Origin of the sequence: Chryseobacterium gossypii (genome assembly GCF_041361455.1) — a bacterium.
Lineage (GTDB): Bacteria > Bacteroidota > Bacteroidia > Flavobacteriales > Weeksellaceae > Chryseobacterium > Chryseobacterium gossypii.
In genome coordinates, this window is the sequence record NZ_JBGCUR010000015.1 from 15,062 (window position 1) to 35,017 (window position 19,956).

21 protein-coding genes and 1 pseudogene are annotated in these 19,956 nt (G+C 39.6%); 6 read left to right on the forward strand and 16 right to left on the reverse strand.

What is annotated here, in order from left to right; genetic code table 11:
- Positions 1 to 223 precede the first annotated feature (223 nt).
- Positions 224 to 1,105 (forward strand): cupin-like domain-containing protein, encoded by an 882-nt coding sequence (locus tag ABMQ40_RS09720; RefSeq protein ID WP_370899014.1) that lies wholly within the window; start codon positions 224 to 226, stop codon positions 1,103 to 1,105.
- 34 nt (positions 1,106 to 1,139) lie between these two features.
- Here the strand turns inward: ABMQ40_RS09720 and ABMQ40_RS09725 are convergent.
- From ABMQ40_RS09725 to ABMQ40_RS09760, 8 genes and pseudogenes are all read right to left on the reverse strand, one after another.
- Positions 1,140 to 2,865, reverse strand: a pseudogene (locus ABMQ40_RS09725) (M14 family metallopeptidase).
- 60 nt (positions 2,866 to 2,925) lie between these two features.
- On the reverse strand, positions 2,926 to 3,252 hold the full coding sequence (locus ABMQ40_RS09730; RefSeq protein WP_370899016.1) for an RNA 2'-phosphotransferase: 327 nt from the start codon (positions 3,250 to 3,252) through the stop codon (positions 2,926 to 2,928).
- A gap of 8 nt (positions 3,253 to 3,260) precedes the next feature.
- Positions 3,261 to 4,205 (reverse strand): ADP-ribosylglycohydrolase family protein, encoded by a 945-nt coding sequence (locus ABMQ40_RS09735; protein WP_370899018.1) that lies wholly within the window; start codon positions 4,203 to 4,205, stop codon positions 3,261 to 3,263.
- Complete coding sequence (locus ABMQ40_RS09740) at positions 4,202 to 4,885, reverse strand: SIR2 family NAD-dependent protein deacylase (protein ID WP_370899020.1); 684 nt, start codon at positions 4,883 to 4,885, stop codon at positions 4,202 to 4,204. The genes ABMQ40_RS09735 and ABMQ40_RS09740 overlap by 4 nt, the downstream gene beginning before the upstream one ends.
- Positions 4,882 to 5,391, reverse strand: coding sequence for an O-acetyl-ADP-ribose deacetylase (locus ABMQ40_RS09745; protein WP_370899022.1), 510 nt, complete (start codon positions 5,389 to 5,391; stop codon positions 4,882 to 4,884). The genes ABMQ40_RS09740 and ABMQ40_RS09745 overlap by 4 nt, the downstream gene beginning before the upstream one ends.
- 60 nt (positions 5,392 to 5,451) lie before the next feature.
- The gene (locus ABMQ40_RS09750; protein WP_370899024.1) at positions 5,452 to 6,366 is read right to left on the reverse strand and encodes an NAD(+)/NADH kinase; all 915 of its coding nucleotides are present in this window, start codon (positions 6,364 to 6,366) and stop codon (positions 5,452 to 5,454) included.
- Positions 6,367 to 6,376: 10 nt separating this feature from the next.
- Complete coding sequence (locus ABMQ40_RS09755) at positions 6,377 to 7,351, reverse strand: SPFH domain-containing protein (protein ID WP_370899026.1); 975 nt, start codon at positions 7,349 to 7,351, stop codon at positions 6,377 to 6,379.
- A 195-nt stretch (positions 7,352 to 7,546) separates the two neighbouring features.
- Positions 7,547 to 8,224, reverse strand: a complete 678-nt coding sequence (locus ABMQ40_RS09760) for an NUDIX hydrolase (protein WP_370899136.1) — start codon at positions 8,222 to 8,224, stop codon at positions 7,547 to 7,549.
- A gap of 142 nt (positions 8,225 to 8,366) precedes the next feature.
- Between ABMQ40_RS09760 and ABMQ40_RS09765 the strand changes: the two genes are divergently transcribed.
- Positions 8,367 to 9,011, forward strand: a complete 645-nt coding sequence (locus ABMQ40_RS09765) for a DUF1579 domain-containing protein (protein WP_370899028.1) — start codon at positions 8,367 to 8,369, stop codon at positions 9,009 to 9,011.
- Between the two features lie 97 nt (positions 9,012 to 9,108).
- Here ABMQ40_RS09765 and lepA read toward each other — a convergent pair whose 3' ends face one another.
- The 6 genes from lepA to ABMQ40_RS09795 all read right to left on the reverse strand — a co-directional run bounded on the left by lepA (position 9,109) and on the right by ABMQ40_RS09795 (position 13,774).
- Positions 9,109 to 10,905 (reverse strand): translation elongation factor 4, encoded by a 1,797-nt coding sequence (gene lepA / locus ABMQ40_RS09770; RefSeq protein WP_370899030.1) that lies wholly within the window; start codon positions 10,903 to 10,905, stop codon positions 9,109 to 9,111.
- A gap of 179 nt (positions 10,906 to 11,084) precedes the next feature.
- Complete coding sequence (locus ABMQ40_RS09775) at positions 11,085 to 11,381, reverse strand: hypothetical protein (RefSeq protein ID WP_370899032.1); 297 nt, start codon at positions 11,379 to 11,381, stop codon at positions 11,085 to 11,087.
- Between the two features lie 2 nt (positions 11,382 to 11,383).
- Positions 11,384 to 12,073 (reverse strand): hypothetical protein, encoded by a 690-nt coding sequence (locus ABMQ40_RS09780; protein ID WP_370899034.1) that lies wholly within the window; start codon positions 12,071 to 12,073, stop codon positions 11,384 to 11,386.
- 90 nt (positions 12,074 to 12,163) lie between these two features.
- Positions 12,164 to 12,667, reverse strand: coding sequence for a hypothetical protein (locus tag ABMQ40_RS09785; protein ID WP_370899036.1), 504 nt, complete (start codon positions 12,665 to 12,667; stop codon positions 12,164 to 12,166).
- A 9-nt stretch (positions 12,668 to 12,676) separates the two neighbouring features.
- Complete coding sequence (locus ABMQ40_RS09790; protein WP_370899038.1) at positions 12,677 to 13,204, reverse strand: hypothetical protein; 528 nt, start codon at positions 13,202 to 13,204, stop codon at positions 12,677 to 12,679.
- Between the two features lie 18 nt (positions 13,205 to 13,222).
- The gene (locus ABMQ40_RS09795) at positions 13,223 to 13,774 is read right to left on the reverse strand and encodes an RNA polymerase sigma factor (protein WP_370899040.1); all 552 of its coding nucleotides are present in this window, start codon (positions 13,772 to 13,774) and stop codon (positions 13,223 to 13,225) included.
- Positions 13,775 to 13,871: 97 nt separating this feature from the next.
- Here ABMQ40_RS09795 and ABMQ40_RS09800 point away from each other — a divergent pair, with 97 nt between their 5' ends.
- From ABMQ40_RS09800 to porW, 4 genes are all read left to right on the forward strand, one after another.
- A complete protein-coding gene (locus ABMQ40_RS09800) occupies positions 13,872 to 14,621 on the forward strand; it encodes a Rossmann-like and DUF2520 domain-containing protein (protein ID WP_370899042.1) in 750 nt (249 codons plus the stop codon).
- The gene (locus ABMQ40_RS09805; RefSeq protein ID WP_370899044.1) at positions 14,611 to 15,129 is read left to right on the forward strand and encodes a KdsC family phosphatase; all 519 of its coding nucleotides are present in this window, start codon (positions 14,611 to 14,613) and stop codon (positions 15,127 to 15,129) included. The genes ABMQ40_RS09800 and ABMQ40_RS09805 overlap by 11 nt, the downstream gene beginning before the upstream one ends.
- Positions 15,129 to 15,683 carry a Maf family protein gene (locus ABMQ40_RS09810; protein ID WP_370899046.1) on the forward strand — a complete coding sequence of 185 codons (555 nt, stop codon included), beginning with the start codon at positions 15,129 to 15,131 and terminating at the stop codon, positions 15,681 to 15,683. The genes ABMQ40_RS09805 and ABMQ40_RS09810 overlap by 1 nt, the downstream gene beginning before the upstream one ends.
- Positions 15,684 to 15,769: 86 nt before the next feature.
- The gene (gene porW / locus ABMQ40_RS09815; RefSeq protein ID WP_370899048.1) at positions 15,770 to 18,379 is read left to right on the forward strand and encodes a type IX secretion system periplasmic lipoprotein PorW/SprE; all 2,610 of its coding nucleotides are present in this window, start codon (positions 15,770 to 15,772) and stop codon (positions 18,377 to 18,379) included.
- A 15-nt stretch (positions 18,380 to 18,394) separates the two neighbouring features.
- Here the strand turns inward: porW and tsaB are convergent, their stop codons facing one another.
- Both tsaB and ABMQ40_RS09825 read right to left on the reverse strand, forming a co-directional pair.
- Positions 18,395 to 19,075, reverse strand: a complete 681-nt coding sequence (tsaB, locus tag ABMQ40_RS09820; protein ID WP_370899050.1) for a tRNA (adenosine(37)-N6)-threonylcarbamoyltransferase complex dimerization subunit type 1 TsaB — start codon at positions 19,073 to 19,075, stop codon at positions 18,395 to 18,397.
- 63 nt (positions 19,076 to 19,138) lie between these two features.
- Complete coding sequence (locus tag ABMQ40_RS09825) at positions 19,139 to 19,888, reverse strand: SDR family NAD(P)-dependent oxidoreductase (protein WP_370899052.1); 750 nt, start codon at positions 19,886 to 19,888, stop codon at positions 19,139 to 19,141.
- Between the last annotated feature and the right edge of the window lie 68 nt (positions 19,889 to 19,956).

Here is a 19,956-nt window from a genome sequence, read left to right on the forward strand (position 1 = left end):
TAAAACAGTTAAACATCTGTTAACAGGTATTTAATAACAAATTTAACATAAAGATCCTTTTAACCATCATGTAATACTTTTACAGCATGCTTTGTTTTTTAAGTGTTGTATTAAGCTTATTTAGAATAAATATTTAAAAATGATTTGAATCATAGATTAAAAAAATCTTAAACACGTTAACATATATATTTATTTAATAATTTTGTAACATAAAATTTATAGAATGGGAATTATTTTAAAGCCTATCGATATTGTAGATGATATTAGTCAGGAAGAATTTATTCAAAAATACCTGAAGCCGAGAAAACCTGTTGTCATCAAAAACATGGCGAGAAAATGGCCTGCTTATCAAAAATGGACAATGGACTACATGAAGGAAGTGGTAGGAGATGTTGAAGTTCCGTTATATGACAGCTCAAAAGCCGATCCGGCAGCTCCCATCAATGCTTCAGCAGCAAAAATGAAATTCGGGGATTATATTGATCTTATCCGGAGAGAGCCCACAGACCTCAGGATCTTTCTTTTCGATCCTATAAAATACGCCCCGAAGCTTCTGGAAGATTATATTTCTCCGAAAGATTTAATGGGAGGCTTCCTGGATAAATATCCCAATATGTTTTTTGGGGGAAAAGGTTCCGTGACCTTCCTTCATTTTGATATTGATATGGCCCATATTTTCCATACACACTTCAATGGAAGAAAACATATCCTTCTGTTCGACTACAAATGGAAGGAAAGGTTATACCAGATCCCTTATGCTACTTATGCACTGGAAGATTATGACATTGAAAATCCGGATTTTACCAAGTTTCCTGCATTGGATGGCATAGAGGGTATAGAGTGCTTCCTTGAGCATGGTGATACCTTATTCATGCCTACGGGATGGTGGCATTGGATGAAATACCTTGACGGAAGTTTCTCTATCTCTTTAAGGGCCTGGGACAAATCATGGGCGGTGAAGGCGCATTCCCTTTGGAATCTTACTGTACAACGTAAGTTTGATGATATTATGAAGAAGAATTTCAAGAAGAAGTATATGGACTGGAAGGAAAAGATTGCCATCAAAAGAGCTGAGCTCGCATTGAAAAGAGGCTTACCCAGATAAAGCAAAAGACGTTTCAGGCTGAAACGTCTTTTTTTTATAAGATCCTGTACACCGGATATTGTCTGAATGTCTTGTCTTCGAAATAAGGAGAGTGCCTGTAAATCCAGTCCAGTTGTGCTTCACCACTCTCCACAAACTCCCGGTCCGAAGATCTTTTATCTTCAAAGGCTTTTCTCAGCTTTTTGTCCTTTTTAAGTAATTCCGCTGCCGTATCTTCAAAAATATAGGCAGAATAGTATTCCTTCTGAGCCAGAATCCCATCAAAGAAGTTCCAGTTGAAAAACGAATCCAGAGCTTCGGGCTCCAACGTTTCCACAATATATTTTACTCCGGGCTGATCTGTGGGAACCAGATAATCTCCCGCCAAAAAAGTAAGAGTTTTATCAGATTTTTCAACAGCTGTTTCATAATGCAGATAATGGCCCTCATAAGGGTTTTTTACCGTTTTGAAATCCTTTATCTTATATGATTCCACTGCTATCGTGCTGTCTTTTTGCAATGGCTTCATGCTAATCTGATTTCTTTTAAACGCTTCAATAACCCTGTATTCGGAACGGGGAATCACATAGTATCTGGGAATCGTGATAAAGCCTGTGGGATTGGCCGAGGTAAACAGTTTTATCTTTCTGGTAAACGATTTAGTCCGGTCATAGTACAGTCTTGGCTTCCCGGAAATTTCGCTGGGCTTATATTTTCCTTCATATCCTTTGAAATCCATCAGGGTATATTTCGTTGAATCTATTTTCCAGCGGATGCCGTATGGCTTTCCTGCCTGATATTGTTTCAGGTTCTCCAGACGGAGCTGTTTTATCTTTTGGTAATCCCTATCCAGATTCTGTAAATTGACCAGCATATATTTGTATGTTGCATCCACTCTTTTATCATATGGCTTCAGCATATGCGTTTCGGGAACAGTTCCCAAGGTATTGAACAGAGACGTATAGCCTGTTGAATATCTCGGAGAATCTTCAAATGCCGCAAAAACCAATATCCGGAACATCCCCGTGAATATTTACATAAGGTGTGCTTTCGTAACCAAGCTTTTTCAGATCTTCGAGATTCCTGGCCTGATAATCCTTATAGAAATAGTCTCCGAGAATACTCCCCAGCCTTTCCTTGAATGTTGATATATAAGTGAACGTATATTGATAATCCGCCCCGTTGCTCACGTGATTATCAATAAACACATCAGGTTTCAGCCATTGGTAAATCCTCTGGAAACTCTTCGCATTTTCAGAATCAGCCTTGATGAAATCCCTGTTCAGATCATAATTCCTTGCATTTCCCCTGAAGCCATACTCCTCAGGACCATTCTGGTTAGCTCTTGAATAGGAACCACGGTTCAGCATTCCGCTGACATTATATGCTGAAATTGCAGCAATAATAAAATTCCGGGGAGTCTTAATTTTCTTTGTGGCCAGATCCCTCATCAGCATCATCGTAGCATCTATTCCGTCCGGCTCTCCGGGGTGGATCCCATTGTTTACGAATAGCACCGCCTTATCCTTTCTCAGCTTATTCAGGTCTTTTTCAGGAAAAGGGTTGAATATGACAACATAGATAGGTTTTCCGTTGTCATCTTCTCCTTTTTTCAGATATTGAATTGTACTGAAGTTTTTAGCAAGGTCCTGGTAGTAAGCGTTCATCTGGTCATAGGTAACGGTCTGGTTCCCGTTCCCTTTTTCAAAAGGGGTCTGAAAGCTATTTTGTGCAAAGAACAAAGACGGGATCAGAGAAAAAAAGAGATCTTTCGGTTTCATTGAAGTGATATTTCAGGCTTTAAAATTACTTAAAGTAGACAAAAGAGCGAAACGGAAGATTTACCTGTTCCTCCGAATATCCTGAATAGTTGTCAACCGTACTTTTTCCACCATTGGAAGCCAAACCTCAATATCAATGGAATGTCCCTGGTTCGCTCTTATTTTGGTTTTATCTATATTAAAAGCAAAACGTTTTTTATTACTGGTTTGCACTATTTCATCCAGTTCCTCCAGGGTGAAATATATTGTATTTCCGGCAGACTTCTCTCTCAGTTCTTCTATATCCGCCCAACCATTTTCATCCAGTTTTAAATGGATGACTTCCGGCTGATGTCTTAAAACAAGACTTAGAAACTGGCTTATTTTTTTCTTTTCTGCTTCGTTCATGATTTATATTATTTCATCAGTTTGTTTGCGAACCTGATACAGAGATTTTCAATGTCATCTTTCCTCACAAGCTCTGAAACCCACTCCCGGGGAATATTTTCAAAGCCGTAATAAATTCCTGCAATTCCTCCTGTAATTGCTCCCGTGGTATCAGTATCGTCTCCTAAATTGACCGCTTTCAACACTGCCTCAGGATAGCTCTCAGAATTCATGAAGCACCATAGTGAAGCTTCTAAAGAGTTTAATACATATCCTCCGCTCTGAATTTCATCTTCCTTATCATTGAAAATATTATTTTTTAATATTCTATGGAAAAGACCGGTTTCTTTTGGATTAAAACCCTGACTTTCTGCATATTCCAAAGCTGTTCTCTGCATATACCCGTAAGCTTCGGCCTTACTTTTCCCTTTAAGCAGCTGAATGGCAAAAATCACATAGATAAAACAGGAAAAAACGGAACGGAAATGCCCATGGGTAATGGCAGAAACTTCTTTTACCATTTGATATAATTTTTCAATATTTTCTTCCTCTTTAAGGTAAAAGGCTAAGGGAAGGATTCTCATTAATGACCCGTTCCCGTTATCCTCTTCAGAAATGCACCCTGAAAATCTTGCACTTTCTCCTTTGATCAAGCGTGCTATGGAATGTCTTGTAGTTCCTCCAATATCAAAAAGTTTTCCATGTGCGGTCCAATGCCCATATTTATACCATTTTACAAAACTTTGTCCGATCTTTTCCAGATCATACCTTTTGGCCAACTCCTCAGTAAGGCAGAAGGTCAGCGAACTGTCATCACTCCATGTCCCCTTCGGCTGGCTCCAGGACATATATTCCAGATATCCGGAGACAGGAGCTTTTTTTAAATCCTTCCGTTTCTTAAACTCTACCGGCACTCCCAGAGCATCTCCGATACAAACGCCGAAAATCCCTGCTTTTACAACATTTTCCATCATTCCATATTTACCAGCTTGTCAAACAAAAGCCTCATTCCCTGCGTGGCCGTCTCTTTAATCACAACCGCCCGCTTTCCGAAGCTCATACTGTCATCAGGATTAATAACGATCAACAAACAATCGTCTTTGATATCCTGCAGCAAACCCGCGGCCGGATATACCTGCAGCGAGGTTCCGATCACCAGGAAAATATCAGCTTCCCCGGCTATTTTTATCGCTTCCGGCATCAGGGGGACATCTTCTCCGAACCATACGATGAAAGGGCGAAGCTGTGCCCCATCTTCTGCCTTATCACCTATTTTTATATCTCCTTTTTGCTCGTAGATCAGATCTTTATTGTTGCATGAGCAGGATTTAAACAGTTCTCCATGTAAGTGTAAAACATGGGAAGAGCCTGCTCTTTCGTGAAGATCATCGATATTCTGGGTAATAATTTTTACTTCAAAATGTTTTTCCAGTTCAGCCAGTAATTTATGTGCTTCATTGGGTTCCACTTCATGGAGCTGCCTACGCCTCTGGTTGTAAAAATCCAGCACCAGCTCTCTGTTTTTTCTCCAGCCTTCCGGGCTAGCCACTTCTGTAACGTCATGATTTTCCCAAAGTCCATTGCTGTCTCTGAATGTTTTTATCCCGCTTTCGGCACTGATCCCCGCACCGCTTAATATGGTCAGTTTTTTCATAGTTCTAATAGCTTTTTATATATTTCTTCATTTTCCTCATCAAAACAAACAAAAATAACTTTCTGTAAAGTTTCGGGCTGGAAATTTTTCACTTCCCTGACAGCAATTTCAGCTGCTGTCTTTTTAGGGAATCTGTATACTCCTGTACTGATATTTGGAAAAGCAATCGTCTTTACCTTCAGCGTTTCCGCCAGTTTTAATGAGTTTTGATAACAGCCTGCCAGTAGTTTTGAACATTCCTCCTTATCTCCGTTCCAAACGGGCCCTACTGTATGAATGACATATTGTGCAGGTAAATTTCCGGCCGTCGTTACAACAGCTTCTCCTGTTTTACATCCTCCTTGTTTATTTCTGATCCGGATACATTCCGCCAGTATCTGTGGCCCTCCTGCCCGATGGATCGCTCCATCAACACCTCCGCCGCCGAGTAAGGAGGAATTGGCTGCATTTACAATAACATCTGCCTGGATTCGGGTGATGTCTCCTTTTATTAATTCGATATCCATAAGCTTTTTTTCTTTAAAATTAGGCAATATTGTTTTCTCCTGTATACCAATACATATTTCTCAGCCTGACCGAATCACCAAAACCGCTTCCTCATCAGAAAGCTTTATTTCAGCGGTTGCTCCGCTGTTGAATTGTAAAAAATCCTGTTCGATCCCGTCACTAAATATAAACCCGTTATTAGGCATCAGGGATTCCACGATCAGTTTATTCCCTTTTTTCAACCTTCCTCCACAGATATCGGTTTGGGTCCTGATACTTTTGAAAGGTTCTCTTACCGCAAAATACAAATCCTCTTCATTCATTTCAGGATATCTGAGCTTCTTGGATCCTAAAATCCCGTAGGCCATATTGAAAACCGAGCTTAGCCAGCCTGTACTTCCCGTTTTTGTTGAAACGATGATTCCGCTGGAGGAATGTACCTCTTCTTTTCCGTTCAGGGCAATTTTGTACCTCGCGGAACTATGAGAAGAAATTCCGATGAACAGGTCATTCACCGCCAATAATTTCTGTCCGTCATTCAGAATGGCTTCTGCAAACCTCATCTTTTTTACTCTAAAGCTCCCATTGATCACAGCGTGCACTCCGTCTAAAAAATTCTGCGGATTAAAAGGAAGCAATATGCCATCATATCTTTCTTCATCCGGATTTATCGCTATGAGCGGAATGTTTTTGGAATACTTCGCAACATTCGCTACCAGTCCGTCCTGCCCGATCACGATGATCAGGTTTTTCTCAGAAAAAATATAGGACGGCACAAATTCTTTTTCCACTACTTTGTTTTTGATCACTTTGGAAAGTTGGGTCTGAACTTCCATAAAAGACTGATAAAACCTTTCGTGCTCTTCCACATATACCCCGAAATCTCCTCCGGAACTTTCAATATAAAACCGGGCCTGAGCCTTGGTATTGAATCTTTCGATCAAAGACTCAAGCCGCGTTTTATTTTTGATGATGATGGCATATTCTGTTTTCATAGCTTCACTTTTATTTTTCGGTAAGCAGAGTTTCCAGGAGGTCAGGGCTGATATTGAGCGTTCCTATCTTATCTGCATTCTCCGCCAGTTCCCTGAAGGCAAAGGCAATATTTGATCTTGCATCCTGTTTCCCGTTTAAAGCTGCCAAAACTCTCCAATCCAATTCTTTATATGGTTTTAAGGCCGCTTCAAGGGCATATCCTTTGGTTTCAGCTTCTTTCCGGTCGTTTTCCGTTTTTTGATCGATCAGTTCTTTTCTCTGGTTTTCTATGGCAATATCTGCCGAGATCTTCATTTCCCTGAGAATCCTGCTATTCTCTTCTTTCTGCACTTCTGCTTCCATTCTTTTCTCATCAATCTGCTTTTGCTTCTCTTCCACGGCAATTTCGGTATTGAGTTCGGATTCTTTGATCTTTCTTTCCTGTTCTACAGCAAAATTCCTTCTTTCATATACCGCCTCATCTGCCTGTTGCTGAAGCTTTTCCCTGGTTTCTGTTTCCAATGCCCTGGCCATTTCCGGAGTGGCCTGCACTGCCAGGATATTCACCCCTAAGATCTCTAGTCCCATTGTCTGAATCGCTTCCGAAGCCATTAATCCTTTCAGGATATTCCCTTCAATTTCTTTTGCGGAACGGATGGCCTCTTTCAGGTTCAGATCATGGATAAATGACGATGTAGAGGTCTGAGCCAGATTGATGATCCTTTGGTTCAGCTTTTCAATATCATTTTTCTTATAAATTCCTTCCTCGTTCACTGTAAAATCCAGGGTATTGGAGAGGGCTTTGGGATCCGTGATCTTATAGCTGATCTGTCCCTGAATTTTTACTGTCTGATAATCGAAAGTATTCTCATTGAAAATAAACGGCAGATCATTACTGCCCATCGGAATGGCAACAATGGAGCTATTTGGAGCGAAATAGAAGAATGATAAGCCTCTTCCTTCTCTTACAGTTTTCCCATTTTTAAAATGAAGAACGTAAGTCATTGAATCAAATTTGATGTGTCTGAAACCAAACATAGCTTAAAGTTTTTATAATTAAACATTTAATATTTGTGTTGTTTGTACGCAAAAATAAAATTGCATGCTTTCACTTTATCATGAAGTTTCCATTTAATTATTGCGTTATTTTTACACTAAAATTTTAAACAACTGATTTACAATAAGAAAAATTCAAACAAATTATTTTATCTCAAAATAGAAGCCCTGCTCTTCCAGCGCCTTATATTTTTCCTGGTTGAAAGTAAAAAGTTTTCCGGGTCTTCCGCTTCCTTCCTTTTTTACATTATTGGTCTCATTAAGAAGTCCGTAGCTCATGATCTTCTTACGGAAATTCCTGCGGTCAATTTCCTGTCCTACAATGGTTTTATAAAGATTTTCAAGGTCTGAAAAAGGAAATTCTTCGTTAAGAAGATTAAAGCCAATAGGCTGATACTGGATTTTTGTTCGTAATCTTTTAAGGGCAACATCTATGATCTTTTTATGATCAAAAGCCAGCTTTGGAAGTCTGTTCACACTGAACCATTGCGCATCACCAGCATCAGAATCCGCAAAAATTTCATGGTATGACGGGTTCACAAGTCCTAAATACGCTACGGAGACTACCCTGTTTCTAGGATCTCTGCCTACATCCCCGAAAGTGTAGAGTTGCTCCAGAAAATCCGGTTTTATACCAGCCTCCTCATATAACTCTCTTTTCACGGCATCATCCACATTTTCATCGTCCTTTACCAGCCCTCCGGGAAGTGCCCATCCCCCTTTAAAGGGCTCTATGTTCCTTTTAATCAAAAGAACCTGCAGATCTTTCTTATCAAAATAGCCGAAAATAACGGCATCCACAGCAACCTTGATGTCCTGTATCTTTTGTTTTTGTTCTTCCATAGCCGATTTGCGTTACGATTACACAAAATTACAATTAATCTTAACACAAAAAATGATTAAAGATTATAATAGAATATATTGCTTTTATTTTTAAATTTAAATCGCTTAAAACTAAACTATTATGAAAAACTTACTTTTTGCTTTCAGCACCGCTTTTTTGTTTATAGCCTGTGAAAAAGGGAAAACAAATGCCACTAAAAGCTCAGATAAAACAGATTCCACAACAGCCGCCTCGGAATGGAAACCTGTAGACACCGCAACGGCAAATAAGGCCTGGATGGAGTTTGCGACACCGGGAGATATGCAGAAAATGCTGGCTAAATATGACGGAAGCTGGACCGGAGAGACAACAATGTGGATGGAAAAGGGGGGAAAACCTATGACCAGCCAATCGGAATGTACCAATAAAATGGTTTTCGGTGGCCGTTATCAGGTAAGTGATCACAAAGGAAGCTTTATGGGAATGCCTTTTGAAGGTATGAGCATCACAGGATATGACAATGCCAAGAAAAAATTTGTAAGCACCTGGATCGATAATATGGGAACCGGCATCATGCATGCCGAAGGAGAGTGGAATCCGTCTAAAAAGGCCATTGAATTTAAAGGAAAAATGACAGATCCTACCCGGCCGGGAAAAGACTGCGATTTCAGAGAAGTTTATACTTTTAACGATGACAACAACCATACCATGGAAATGTATGGCCCGGATTGGAAGACAGGAGAAGAGTTTAAAACAATGGAGATAAAGTTTGTCCGTAAAAAGTAAATCTATCGCAAAACTGTAATTTTACTTACTTATTCCTGGTAATTAGCAGAAGGAATCTTTTAAGAAAAGACCGATGGGAGCCATCGGTCTTTTTATATTAATCATTAAGCTTCAATACTGCCATAAACGCTGATTGAGGAACTTCCACCCTTCCGATCTGCTTCATTTTTTTCTTACCCTCTTTCTGCTTTTCCAATAGCTTACGTTTTCTGGAAATATCCCCTCCGTAACATTTTGCCGTAACATCTTTTCTCAAAGCTTTGATTGTCTCCCTAGCTATAACCTTCGTTCCCAAAGCCGCCTGAACAGCAATATCAAACTGTTGTCTGGGGATCAGTTCGCGGAGCTTTTCGCACATCTTTTTACCGATGTTATACGCGTTGCTTTCGTGGATCAGTGAAGAAAGGGCATCCACCATATCACCATTGATCAGAATATCCATTTTCACAAGCTTGGAAGCTCTGAAACCGATCGGATGATAATCAAAGGAAGCGTAGCCTTTGGAAATTGACTTTAATCTGTCATAAAAATCAAAAACCACTTCAGCCAAAGGCATATTAAAAATCAACTCTACCCTGTCTGATGTTAAGTAGCTTTGGTTGACAATTTCCCCTCTTTTTTCAATACATAAGGTCATTACCGCACCCACAAAGTCAGACTTTGTGATAATTGATGCCTTGATATACGGCTCTTCCACCCTGTCGAGAATGGAAGGATCCATCATTTCAGACGGGTTGTTGATCAAAATTGGTGTTTCAGGATCTTTTTTGGAAAATCCATGATAAGAAACGTTCGGTACCGTGGTAATGACATTCATATTGAACTCCCTGTCAAGACGTTCCTGAACGATCTCCATATGAAGCATTCCCAGGAAGCCGCATCGGAATCCAAAGCCTAATGCAGCAGAGCTTTCGGGTTCAAAAACCAAAGAAGCATCATTTAACCTGAGCTTCTCCAGGGAGAATCTAAGCTCTTCAAAATCCTCAGAATCAATAGGATAAATACCTGCAAAAACCATTGGCTTTACTTCTTCAAAACCTTCGATCGGCTTGTCTGCAGGATTCTCAGTAGTTGTAATGGTATCTCCCACTTTTACTTCCCTCGCATCTTTAATCCCCGAAATGATATACCCTACATCTCCGGTCTTGATCTCAGATTTCGGGGCCTGTTTCAATTTCAGTGTTCCTACCTCATCAGCCTCGTAAGTTTTATCCGTTGCCATAAATTTGACTTTCTGGCCTTTCTTAATGCTTCCGTTAACCACTTTAAAATAGGCCTCAATTCCCCGGAAAGGGTTATACACGGAGTCAAAGATCAGGGCCTGAAGCGGAGCCTCGGGATCGCCTACCGGCGCAGGGATCCTTTCAACAATCTGTTCCAGCAAATGATGCACACCTTCTCCTGTTTTTCCTGAAACTCTTAAAACATCTTCATATTCACAGCCTAACAGGTTCATGATTTCATCTGTCACTTCTTCCGGATTGGCGGAAGGAAGATCGATCTTGTTAAGAATCGGAATGATGGTAAGATCATTCTCCAGCGCCAGATAAAGATTACTGATAGTCTGTGCCTGAATGCTTTGGGCAGCGTCAACAATCAGAAGGGCTCCTTCGCAGGCTGCGATCGACCGGGAAACCTCATATGAAAAATCAACGTGTCCCGGTGTATCTATCAGGTTCAGGATATATTTTTCTCCTTTATATTCATAATCCATTTGGATGGCGTGGGATTTAATGGTGATCCCGCGTTCTTTCTCCAAATCCATATCATCCAAGGTCTGTGCCTGCAATTCCCTTTGAGAAACAGTATTGGTATATTCCAAAAGACGATCTGCCAAAGTACTTTTACCGTGGTCGATATGAGCGATTATGCAAAAATTTCGTATGTTTTTCATTTAAGAATCTTGTAATTTGCAAAGATAAAAAAAAGGAGGGACAATATTGCCTCTCCTGACTGTATTAATTTTTATGCCCTGGGAAGAAGTATAGTTTCCGGTAAGGGGGTCCAGGCCCGGCAGGTTAATTATACTCCTGAACTATCGCTCAAAAATGTAAAGCCCTGTTAATGAATCTATTAAACATTGGATAATACAGGTGACATGAATCCAATCCCGGGTATTGCCCCTTTATTGTTGCCTGAATCAATAGCTGCTCCTATAAGCGCTCCTACAACTCCGCCGGCAATTGCTCCAACGAACATCCCACCCGTTTGAGGCTGAGAAAAAAGATCTGTCCTGGAAGCTACAATATAGAATCCTTTATCATCTTTTGACATTTTAAGAAATCCGACAGGGGTGAGACGATAAGCTTTCCCTTCCTCCACATATCCAAAAATCTGACCTAATGGAATTAGCTCATCTTTATATTTCACTCTTACAACATTCCCCTTTCTGTTTTTCTCTGTATAATACCCGAATGTGGGCTCTTGTGATGAAAAGCTTTTAAAATCTTTATATACCCATCTTTTAAAGCCGAAGCAGTATAAGCGATATTATATTTAGTTAAATAGTCATCATAATTATTAATCTCATTCTCAGGAATATATTGCCCTGAAACAGTAGTGGTGAAAGACGATTTTATGAATGCCGTCAGAACTTCAGAGATCGTATGCGCCAAGTATCTCGGCATATTTGACGTTCTTTTGGGATCGGAGACAATTACGTTCTCAAAACGATTGATAAAATAATACCTGTCATTTCTCTTTAAAAAACTCGATATTTTAATTTTTACCTTTCCAAAAGCATGTTTCTGATCTTTATCCTGCTCATCATACACTTTTAGTTCCTCTAACATCAGAATAATATCTGAATTTCCCTTTTCCTCATTATATTCTGAAAACCAGTTTTCCACATAACTTTTTAAATCATCACTCCGGAATTTAATTTGCACCGAACTGTCCTTAAAAGCCAATTGCCCAATCTCTTTATCGGGCCTGCTATCCATCAAAGTTAAAGATTTTATTAATCCCCTTTTATCCTTTATATTATCCTGAAGTGCAATAAATTCAATTTTCTGGGCAATAAGCGAAGTGGAAAATATTAATAGGAATAATATTTTTTTCATTGTTTTATTTTTGGTAAAAATAATAAACTTAAATTAAACGACTCTCACAAAAGGTTTGTGAGAGTCGTCCAACATTAAAAAAATAAACTATTATGGGTTTTGTCTGGGCCTTGAAGTATTTTTCTGAGGCTTTCTTTCATTCATTTTATCTCTCATCATTCCCTCAGACTGAAACAGCTTCAAGACTTTTTGGCAAGGAATCACCTGCTGCATTTTATCAGCGTATTTTTTTCTGTTATCCAATAGTTTCTGGCCTATTTCAAAACTTTGCTGAAGTTTCTGTTTAGCCTCTTCATCGGATAAGGATTCAGGATCAAAATTTGAATTAAACTGGCTTTTTATCTGCTTCTGGCTTTCCAGATATTCATCATATACCTGGGTAAATTCAGCTTTATCTTTCGGATCTATATCCAGATTATCCATCACCATATTATTCCTAAACTTCTTAAGAAGCTCTTTTCTTTCTTCAGGAGAAAGATTGTTTATTACCTCTTTTCTTTGTTTAGGGTCCATCTTTTTCCAGTCGTAATCCGTCCTTTGGGCATTTAAGCCGAAACCATAAATAATAAAAAGCGTAAATAATATCTTTTTCATCTTTCTTTTTTAATTATACAAATCCAAATAAACGTCCTGAGTTGAATTATTGGCCAATTCTGCAATTTCAGAATTAGAGAAGGAATCCAGGTATTCATTCATTTGAACTTCTTCCTGTTTTGATACAGGCGTTACCCGCTGTGGTGTGGCCACCTTTTTTTCTTCATTGCTCTGAGACACTTTATTATTATTTTGATTTTCAACTATTTGATTATTATTTTCAACAGAAGTTAAATCAGATTTTAAAGTCTCATAAGCAACTTCACTTTCTGTTTTGGGTTCCTGATTATTCACAAGCGTTTGCTGTGTAGGGCCTTGATCTTTCGAGGTGCCATTATCAGAATTAAAAATAAAAGTAACACCAAAGATTAAAACTAATGACGCCGCTATGGCATACGCCCAGTTTAATTTAAATACCGGGGCTTTTTTGCCACTTCTCAGGTCATTCATTACTCTTTCCTGAATATTTTCAAACAAATGATCAGGGACTTTGTAAATATTTTTACGTTCTAATTTCTCTATATCAAATTCTTTCATTTCTTTTTTCTCAAAAAATTATCGCTCGTAATTTTCTTTGATATACTCTTCTATTTTTTGCTTGGCATAATGATAATTTGTTTTTAATGTCCCTACTGACATGTCAACGATTTTTGAGATCTCTTCATAGGGCAAATCATCATAATACCGCATCATAAATACCAGTTTCTGCTTTTCGGGCAGGCTTTGTATGGCGTTCTGTAGTAAAATCTGTATTTCTTCTGCATCTCCTTCTGTATTGTCGGCCACAAGATTCTGCATATGGTATTCGGCGTCCTCATCAGTTTTCTGCATTTTTTTCATCTTATTTACCTGCTGCAATGCCTCATTGGTAGCAATTCTGTAAAGCCATGTATATAACTGGCTGTCGTTTTTGAACTGATGAAAATTCTGATAAGCTTTTATAAATGTTTCCTGCAGGGTATCCTGTGCAAGATCTCCGTCCACAATAATTCTTCTTATGTGCCAGTACAATCTACTTTGATAAGCATCCATCAGCGCACGAACACCCTTTTCCTGTGTTCGCGGGTTTTGCATCATCAAAATGATTTCTGCGTCCTTAATCTTCATAAGATGCTTTCATTGTTTTGGATTACAAAAATATCTAAAAGTTAAATTACTTCTTCAATTTTTTAGTCCAAATATCATAAAATCTTATCTTTGTTACATGCAAATTGTAATTATCGGTTCCGGAAATGTTGCCTATCACATGGCAAAAGCTTTTACCGTGAAAAACATTCCTTTAGCGCAAATATTCGGGAGGAACGAAAAGGAATTGAACAGGATCTCCGGGGAAATAAACGTTCCGTATTCTACGAAGCATTTACAGGATGCAGACCTGTATCTGATCTGTGTAAGTGATAATTCCGTGGAAGACGTTTCTGCAGTGATCACCAAAAAGGATGCTCTGGTAGTTCACACCTCAGGCTCTCTTCCGAAGGAGATTTTAAAAGGGGATTACAGAAAAGCCAGTCTTTACCCCTTACAGACCTTTTCTAAATCCAAAGCACTGGATTATGAAAAGATTCCCTTTTTTATTGAAGCCGAAAGGGAAGAGGATAAAAGGACTTTATGGGAAATTGCATCTAAAATTTCGGAACATGTAATGGAAAGCAGCTATGAAAAAAGGAAATATATCCATCTGACCGCTGTTTTCGCATGCAATTTTGTAAATCACCTCTTTTCAAAAGCTAAGGAAATTTCAGATTCACAACAGATCCCGTTTGATTATTTTCTGCCGTTAATTGATGAAACTGTCCGGAAAATTCATGAAATGGAACCTAAATCGGCACAAACCGGCCCGGCAGTAAGAAATGACATAAGGATTTTACAGCTGCATGAACAGCTATTGAAAGATGAAAGTCTTGAAATTTATAAAACAATGAATCATTCTATCAGGAAAATGTATGAGCTATAAAGAGAAGTTAAAAAATATAAAAGCCTTTGTATTTGATGTGGACGGCGTTTTCACAGACGGAAGTGTCTACCTTCTTCCCGGAGGGAATATGTGCAGGGTAATGAACGTGCTGGACGGTTACGCAGTAGTTAAGGCACTGAAAAACAATTATTTAATAGGAGTGATCACTGGTGGAAACGATGAAATGGTAAAGCACAGGATCAATTATCTGGGTATTCAGGATTATTATCCGAAATCCCATGATAAGATGACTGATTTTGAAGACTTTAAGATGAAATATAATCTTAAAAATGAAGAAATCCTGACGATGGGGGATGACATTCCGGATCTTCATATCATGGAAAATTCAGCCATTGCTGCCTGCCCGGAAAACGCCGTGGCCGAAATCAAGGGCATTGCCGACTACATCTCCCCAAAGCAGGGTGGAAGCGGAGCAGTACGGGATGTGATAGAGCAGGTGATGAAAGTGCAGGGGAAATGGCATGACGATAATACGCAATCTGTATAATGAAATTACTTTTAGCATCGCAGTCTCCCAGGAGAAAAGAGCTTCTCGCCGGTTTAGGCTTTCATTTCGAGGTGGTAAGAATTGATTGTGAGGAGATCTTACCTGAATATATTAAAATAGGGGAGGCAGCAGCATATCTGTCTCTGCTGAAAGCAGATACGTTCGGGCCCCTGAAGGAGGATGAAGTCCTTCTGACAGCAGATACCATTGTAGCCATTGACAATCAGATTCTTGGAAAGCCTGTAAACGAAGAGGATGCAAGGAATATGCTCCGGAAATTGTCAGGAAGAGCTCATCAGGTCTACACCGGTATTACAATAAAAACCTTCGAAAAAACATTCACGGAAACTGATGTTGCAGAAGTAGAGTTTGATGAAATTACTCATGATGAGATTGAATACTACATCCGTACCTGCCGACCTTATGACAAGGCAGGAAGCTATGGCATACAGGAGTGGCTGGGCATGGCCAAAATCAGAAGAATGGCAGGAAGTTTTTATACCATTATGGGTCTTCCCACGCACCTTGTTTACAAAATTCTCAAAGAAATATAAATAATTTTCAATATAAATTTTATTATTTTTACAAAATTATCAAACTGCTCATAATAAAAAGCAGATTAGCTAGTTATATTGAAATAATGAAAAAGAATATTTTATTCCTTTTAACAGTTTGTATCGTTGCTTCCTGTGCTACCAAGACCAAGAGGCCGGAGCAACGTTCCAAATTTATGAAAGGATTTTCCACATATTACAATACTCTTTTTAATGCGAAAGATGCATTGAATACTGAATTTGAGACCAGAGACAAGGCGCATAAGGACAATTTTTATGCTCCGTATATTCCTATTCTCACCTATGAAGACCAGCCTTTAGGAAGTGATCTTGGCCAGTCTGCCGCTTTTGCTGAAAATTCCATGAAAATGGCAGAAGTGAACAGACCTCCCGCCAATAAAAACAGTGGAAGAAGTGCTCCGGGAATGCCACCGGGCATGCCGGGAAATCCTCCTTCGGATCCTAATAACGGTAATATTTCCGAGGATCCCAACCAGCCCGCAGGTAAGGGCGCAACCACGCTGGAAATTGCAGAAGCGAAAGCGCTAAAAGCCATTAATAAATATTCGGTTATCAAAAACGGTGAGGAAAAAAACAAGCAAATTTTTGATGCCTATATGATTTTAGTACAGTCAAGGATCTACCAGAATAAAGCTTTGGAAGCTCTTGATGCATTGAACTACGTCTTCACTCATATGAAGGATGATAAAAGGGCTCCGCTGGCAAGAGTATATCAGGGGCTGGCCTATAACCAGCTGAAAGATTACCATAAGGCCCATGAAGTCTTTGCCAAGATCAAAGCCGAAGGCATTGATAAAAACTATGATAAATTATTGAGCATTTATTATTCCGAATCCCTTTTGGATGCCGGCAAGAAAGAAGAGGCGGTAAAGGAGCTCGATAGGGCTTTTGAACTAAATTCAAACAGAAAGCTGAAAAGCAGAATCGCCTTTTTAAGAGGCCAGGTCCTGGAAAACCTTGGCCAGAATGAAAGGGCGAGAGAAAGTTTCCTGGCCGCATACAAATATGCCAATGATTTTGAATTTGAGGTAAAATCCCAGATAGAAATTGCCAAAACATTCAACGGAAGGGGAGATTATAACGGAGCCAGGGAATATCTGGAAAAAATAAGCAATAAGGGCACATATGCTTCAAGAAAAAATGAATTTTATTATGCTTTGGGGCTAATGGCCAATAAAGCCGGAAAAAAGGATGATGCCCAAAAATTCTTCAGACAGTCCCTAAGGGAAAAAGTCTCCGATCCGCAGATTCGTGGTCTTGCGTATTACGAGATCGGGAAAAGCTACCTGGAAAAAAATGATTACATCGGGGCAGGGGCCTATTATGATTCCGCACTTGCCGTGATGACCTATGAACCTTCAAAAGTTCTTTTACAGGACCAGTCTTCCTATATTAAAAAAATCTCCAGGAACTATTATTTGATCAAAAAAAATGACAGTATCCTGGCACTGGCTAAAATGGATGACGCACAGAAAAAAGAGTTTTTCTCCAAATATATCGCCAAACTGAAGGCTAAGGAGGAAAAAGAGGAGCTGGAGAGGAGACGGGCAGAAAGAAACAAAGGGTTTGATACCGGTGATTACAGCGCTAATTCTATTTTTGCCAACAGCGGCAATTCTTTTGAAGATTTCGGAGTGACCACCAAAGGGTTTTATTTTGCCAATACCAATACGATAAGCAGAGGAAGCTCTTCCTTCAAACAGGTATGGGGAGACCGCGCACTGGCCGATAACTGGCGTTATTCGAAGAAAATGGCCACCATTGAAGACATGAAAAATGAAGCGCTGGGAGTGACCTCGGCACCTAATCCCCGACGTTTTGAGCCGGCCTATTATATCGAACAGATTCCTACGGATGCTACCAAGCTAAGCCAATTAAAAAAGGACAGGGATACGGCTTCACTGGGGCTGGGAGTCATGTATCAGAATTATTTTACCAATACACCTCTAGCGACAAAAACTTTGTATGATCTGGTAGATGTAAAACCTGAAGAAAAGGTAATGCTGCAGGCTCTGTATGAGATTTTTGCCATGAATTATGAGAAAAACCCTCAAGCTGCAGAAAGAGCCAAACAAATCCTGCTCACTGATTATCCATACACATCTTATGCGGAGTTTGCAAGGAATCCGAAGAGTAATACTTTCGTAAAATCTTCCGTGGATGTGGAAAATGAATACATTAAGGCCTACGCCTTGTTTGAATCTGAGAAGTTCAGCGAAAGTAAAGATATCCTGGATCAGGCCATACAGAAATACCCGAAGGATGCCCTGATTCCGAAATTATACCTACTAAATGCTTTTAATGCCGGAAAGTCGAGTGGGAAAGAGGTAATGATCCTTCAGCTGGAACAGATAGCTTTAAATTACTCTAAAACCCCGGAAGGATTAAAGGCTAAGGAAATGCTTAATTATCTTAAAAGTGACCTGACTTTCCAGGCAACGGATAACAAAGGCAATCCTGTTACACAGAATCCTGGTGGGAACGTTCCGCAACAGCCGGGGAAACAGCCTAACAATAATATTATTCAGAACCCGGTCAATAATCTTACGGAAAAGCCCGGCCAAAGCCAACAGATCAACAGCCAGCCTAAGAAACCTGGCAGCAACAATGTACAGCAGGCTCCGTCAAATCCACCAAATTCAACTCCTGGAAATATACCGGCAAAGCCGAAATAAAATAAAAAGCGAAGATCATTCTTCGCTTTTCTTTTTCTTCACTCCATGAAAGTCTTTCAGATAAAAAGGCTCAAAATAAGCCGTATCTTCAAATTCTTTCCTGTCAATCTTTTCAAGTGTTTTATTGATCAGATAACGGGCAGAAGGGTAGACGTCTTCCTTAAAATCAGCATTGGAAAGCCTCAAAATATCTTTTGCCTTCTTTGCACCGTCTCCTATAAATAATATTTTCTTGTCTTTAAATTCTTCAAAAGAGCCTTCATCTAAAATTTTCGCTTCGGTTTCAGATACTTCACGGCCTGTATTACCGTCATAAACGGCTGTATAAACCTCCATTCTTCTTGCATCGATCAATGGAACTATATAATCATAGTTAAGGCCTAAAAAAGGCTCTTTCATACTTTCCAATGAGTTTACGGCAACCAGTGGTACTTTTAGTCCGTAACAGAAGCCTTTGGCAGATGCTGCGCCGATCCTTAATCCCGTATATGAACCCGGGCCTTTTCCCAAAGAGACAGCTTCAATATCTTTCAGGGAAATCCCTGCTCCTTCCAGGGCCCATTCAACAAATGTATGCAGACTTTCAGACTGCTTGTAGTTTTCCGAAACTTCTTCACACAGGCATAAGAGCTTCTCATTATCCGAAATGGCTACGGAGCAGTTCTTAGAGGAGGTTTCTAGATATAAAATTTTCATTTTTTATTTAATTACAAAGTGACAGAGCCAGATTTCCCTGCAAATTTAATCCTTATTCCGGAACTATTTTCTGTAAATTGTTCTCGGCTCACTCTGAGCGCTCGGATAAATTGTCATATCGGAAACGGTAACATGTTTTGGAGCATTCACACAATAAGCGATAGCATCTGCAATATCTTCGGCTTTCAATGCCTCATATCCTGCATATACAGTTGATGCCCTTTCACTGTCTCCTTTAAAGCGCACCAGAGAAAAATCCGTTTCCACAGCTCCCGGCTGGATATTGGTCACTTTAATTCCAAATTCCGTAAGCTCAAGCCTCATGCCTTCGGAGATGACATCCACCGCTCTTTTCGTTGCACAGTAAACTACACCATTGGCATAGGTTTGCCTTGCCGCCACAGAACTGATATTTACAATATGGCCGGAATTATTCTTTTTCATCAAAGGAATTATCATTTTAGAAACGTATAAAAGCCCTTTGACATTTCCATCGATCATAGAATCCCAGTCATCAGTTTTTCCTGCGGAAAGAGGGTCCAGGCCATGCGCATTTCCGGCATTATTGATCAGAACATCTATATTTTTCCATTCTTCAGGAAGCGAGCCGATCGCTTCTTCTACCTGGCTGAGGTTTCTTACATCAAATTGTAAACTCAATATTTCAGCAAATGCGGACAGCTCAGTTTTCAATGCTTCCAAAACCTCACTTCTTCTTCCACAAATAATGATCCTGTTACCTTGTCTGGCAAGCAGTTCCGCTGTTGCTTTTCCGATCCCGGAAGTAGCTCCGGTGATAAATATTGTTTTCATACCATTTAAAAGTTTAGTCCCGGGACTGATATCTATAAGCAATTATCGGTTGCCCGGGTATTGAATAT

Bases quoted from the DNA above. Each gene is read 5' to 3' on its own strand.
- ABMQ40_RS09740 (WP_370899020.1), bottom strand. From the start codon at position 4,885: ATGAAAAAACTGACCATATTAAGCGGTGCGGGGATCAGTGCCGAAAGC.
- ABMQ40_RS09745 (WP_370899022.1), bottom strand. From the start codon at position 5,391: ATGGATATCGAATTAATAAAAGGAGACATCACCCGAATCCAGGCAGAT.
- ABMQ40_RS09805 (WP_370899044.1), top strand. From the start codon at position 14,611: ATGAGCTATAAAGAGAAGTTAAAAAATATAAAAGCCTTTGTATTTGAT.
- ABMQ40_RS09795 (WP_370899040.1), bottom strand. From the start codon at position 13,774: ATGAAGATTAAGGACGCAGAAATCATTTTGATGATGCAAAACCCGCGA.
- ABMQ40_RS09780 (WP_370899034.1), bottom strand. From the start codon at position 12,073: ATGAAAAAAATATTATTCCTATTAATATTTTCCACTTCGCTTATTGCC.
- ABMQ40_RS09790 (WP_370899038.1), bottom strand. From the start codon at position 13,204: ATGAAAGAATTTGATATAGAGAAATTAGAACGTAAAAATATTTACAAA.
- ABMQ40_RS09750 (WP_370899024.1), bottom strand. From the start codon at position 6,366: ATGAAAACAGAATATGCCATCATCATCAAAAATAAAACGCGGCTTGAG.
- porW (WP_370899048.1), top strand. From the start codon at position 15,770: ATGAAAAAGAATATTTTATTCCTTTTAACAGTTTGTATCGTTGCTTCC.
- ABMQ40_RS09810 (WP_370899046.1), top strand. From the start codon at position 15,129: ATGAAATTACTTTTAGCATCGCAGTCTCCCAGGAGAAAAGAGCTTCTC.
- ABMQ40_RS09800 (WP_370899042.1), top strand. From the start codon at position 13,872: ATGCAAATTGTAATTATCGGTTCCGGAAATGTTGCCTATCACATGGCA.
- lepA (WP_370899030.1), bottom strand. From the start codon at position 10,905: ATGAAAAACATACGAAATTTTTGCATAATCGCTCATATCGACCACGGT.
- ABMQ40_RS09720 (WP_370899014.1), top strand. From the start codon at position 224: ATGGGAATTATTTTAAAGCCTATCGATATTGTAGATGATATTAGTCAG.
- ABMQ40_RS09735 (WP_370899018.1), bottom strand. From the start codon at position 4,205: ATGATGGAAAATGTTGTAAAAGCAGGGATTTTCGGCGTTTGTATCGGA.
- ABMQ40_RS09785 (WP_370899036.1), bottom strand. From the start codon at position 12,667: ATGAAAAAGATATTATTTACGCTTTTTATTATTTATGGTTTCGGCTTA.
- ABMQ40_RS09755 (WP_370899026.1), bottom strand. From the start codon at position 7,351: ATGACTTACGTTCTTCATTTTAAAAATGGGAAAACTGTAAGAGAAGGA.
- ABMQ40_RS09825 (WP_370899052.1), bottom strand. From the start codon at position 19,888: ATGAAAACAATATTTATCACCGGAGCTACTTCCGGGATCGGAAAAGCA.
- tsaB (WP_370899050.1), bottom strand. From the start codon at position 19,075: ATGAAAATTTTATATCTAGAAACCTCCTCTAAGAACTGCTCCGTAGCC.
- ABMQ40_RS09765 (WP_370899028.1), top strand. From the start codon at position 8,367: ATGAAAAACTTACTTTTTGCTTTCAGCACCGCTTTTTTGTTTATAGCC.
- ABMQ40_RS09730 (WP_370899016.1), bottom strand. From the start codon at position 3,252: ATGAACGAAGCAGAAAAGAAAAAAATAAGCCAGTTTCTAAGTCTTGTT.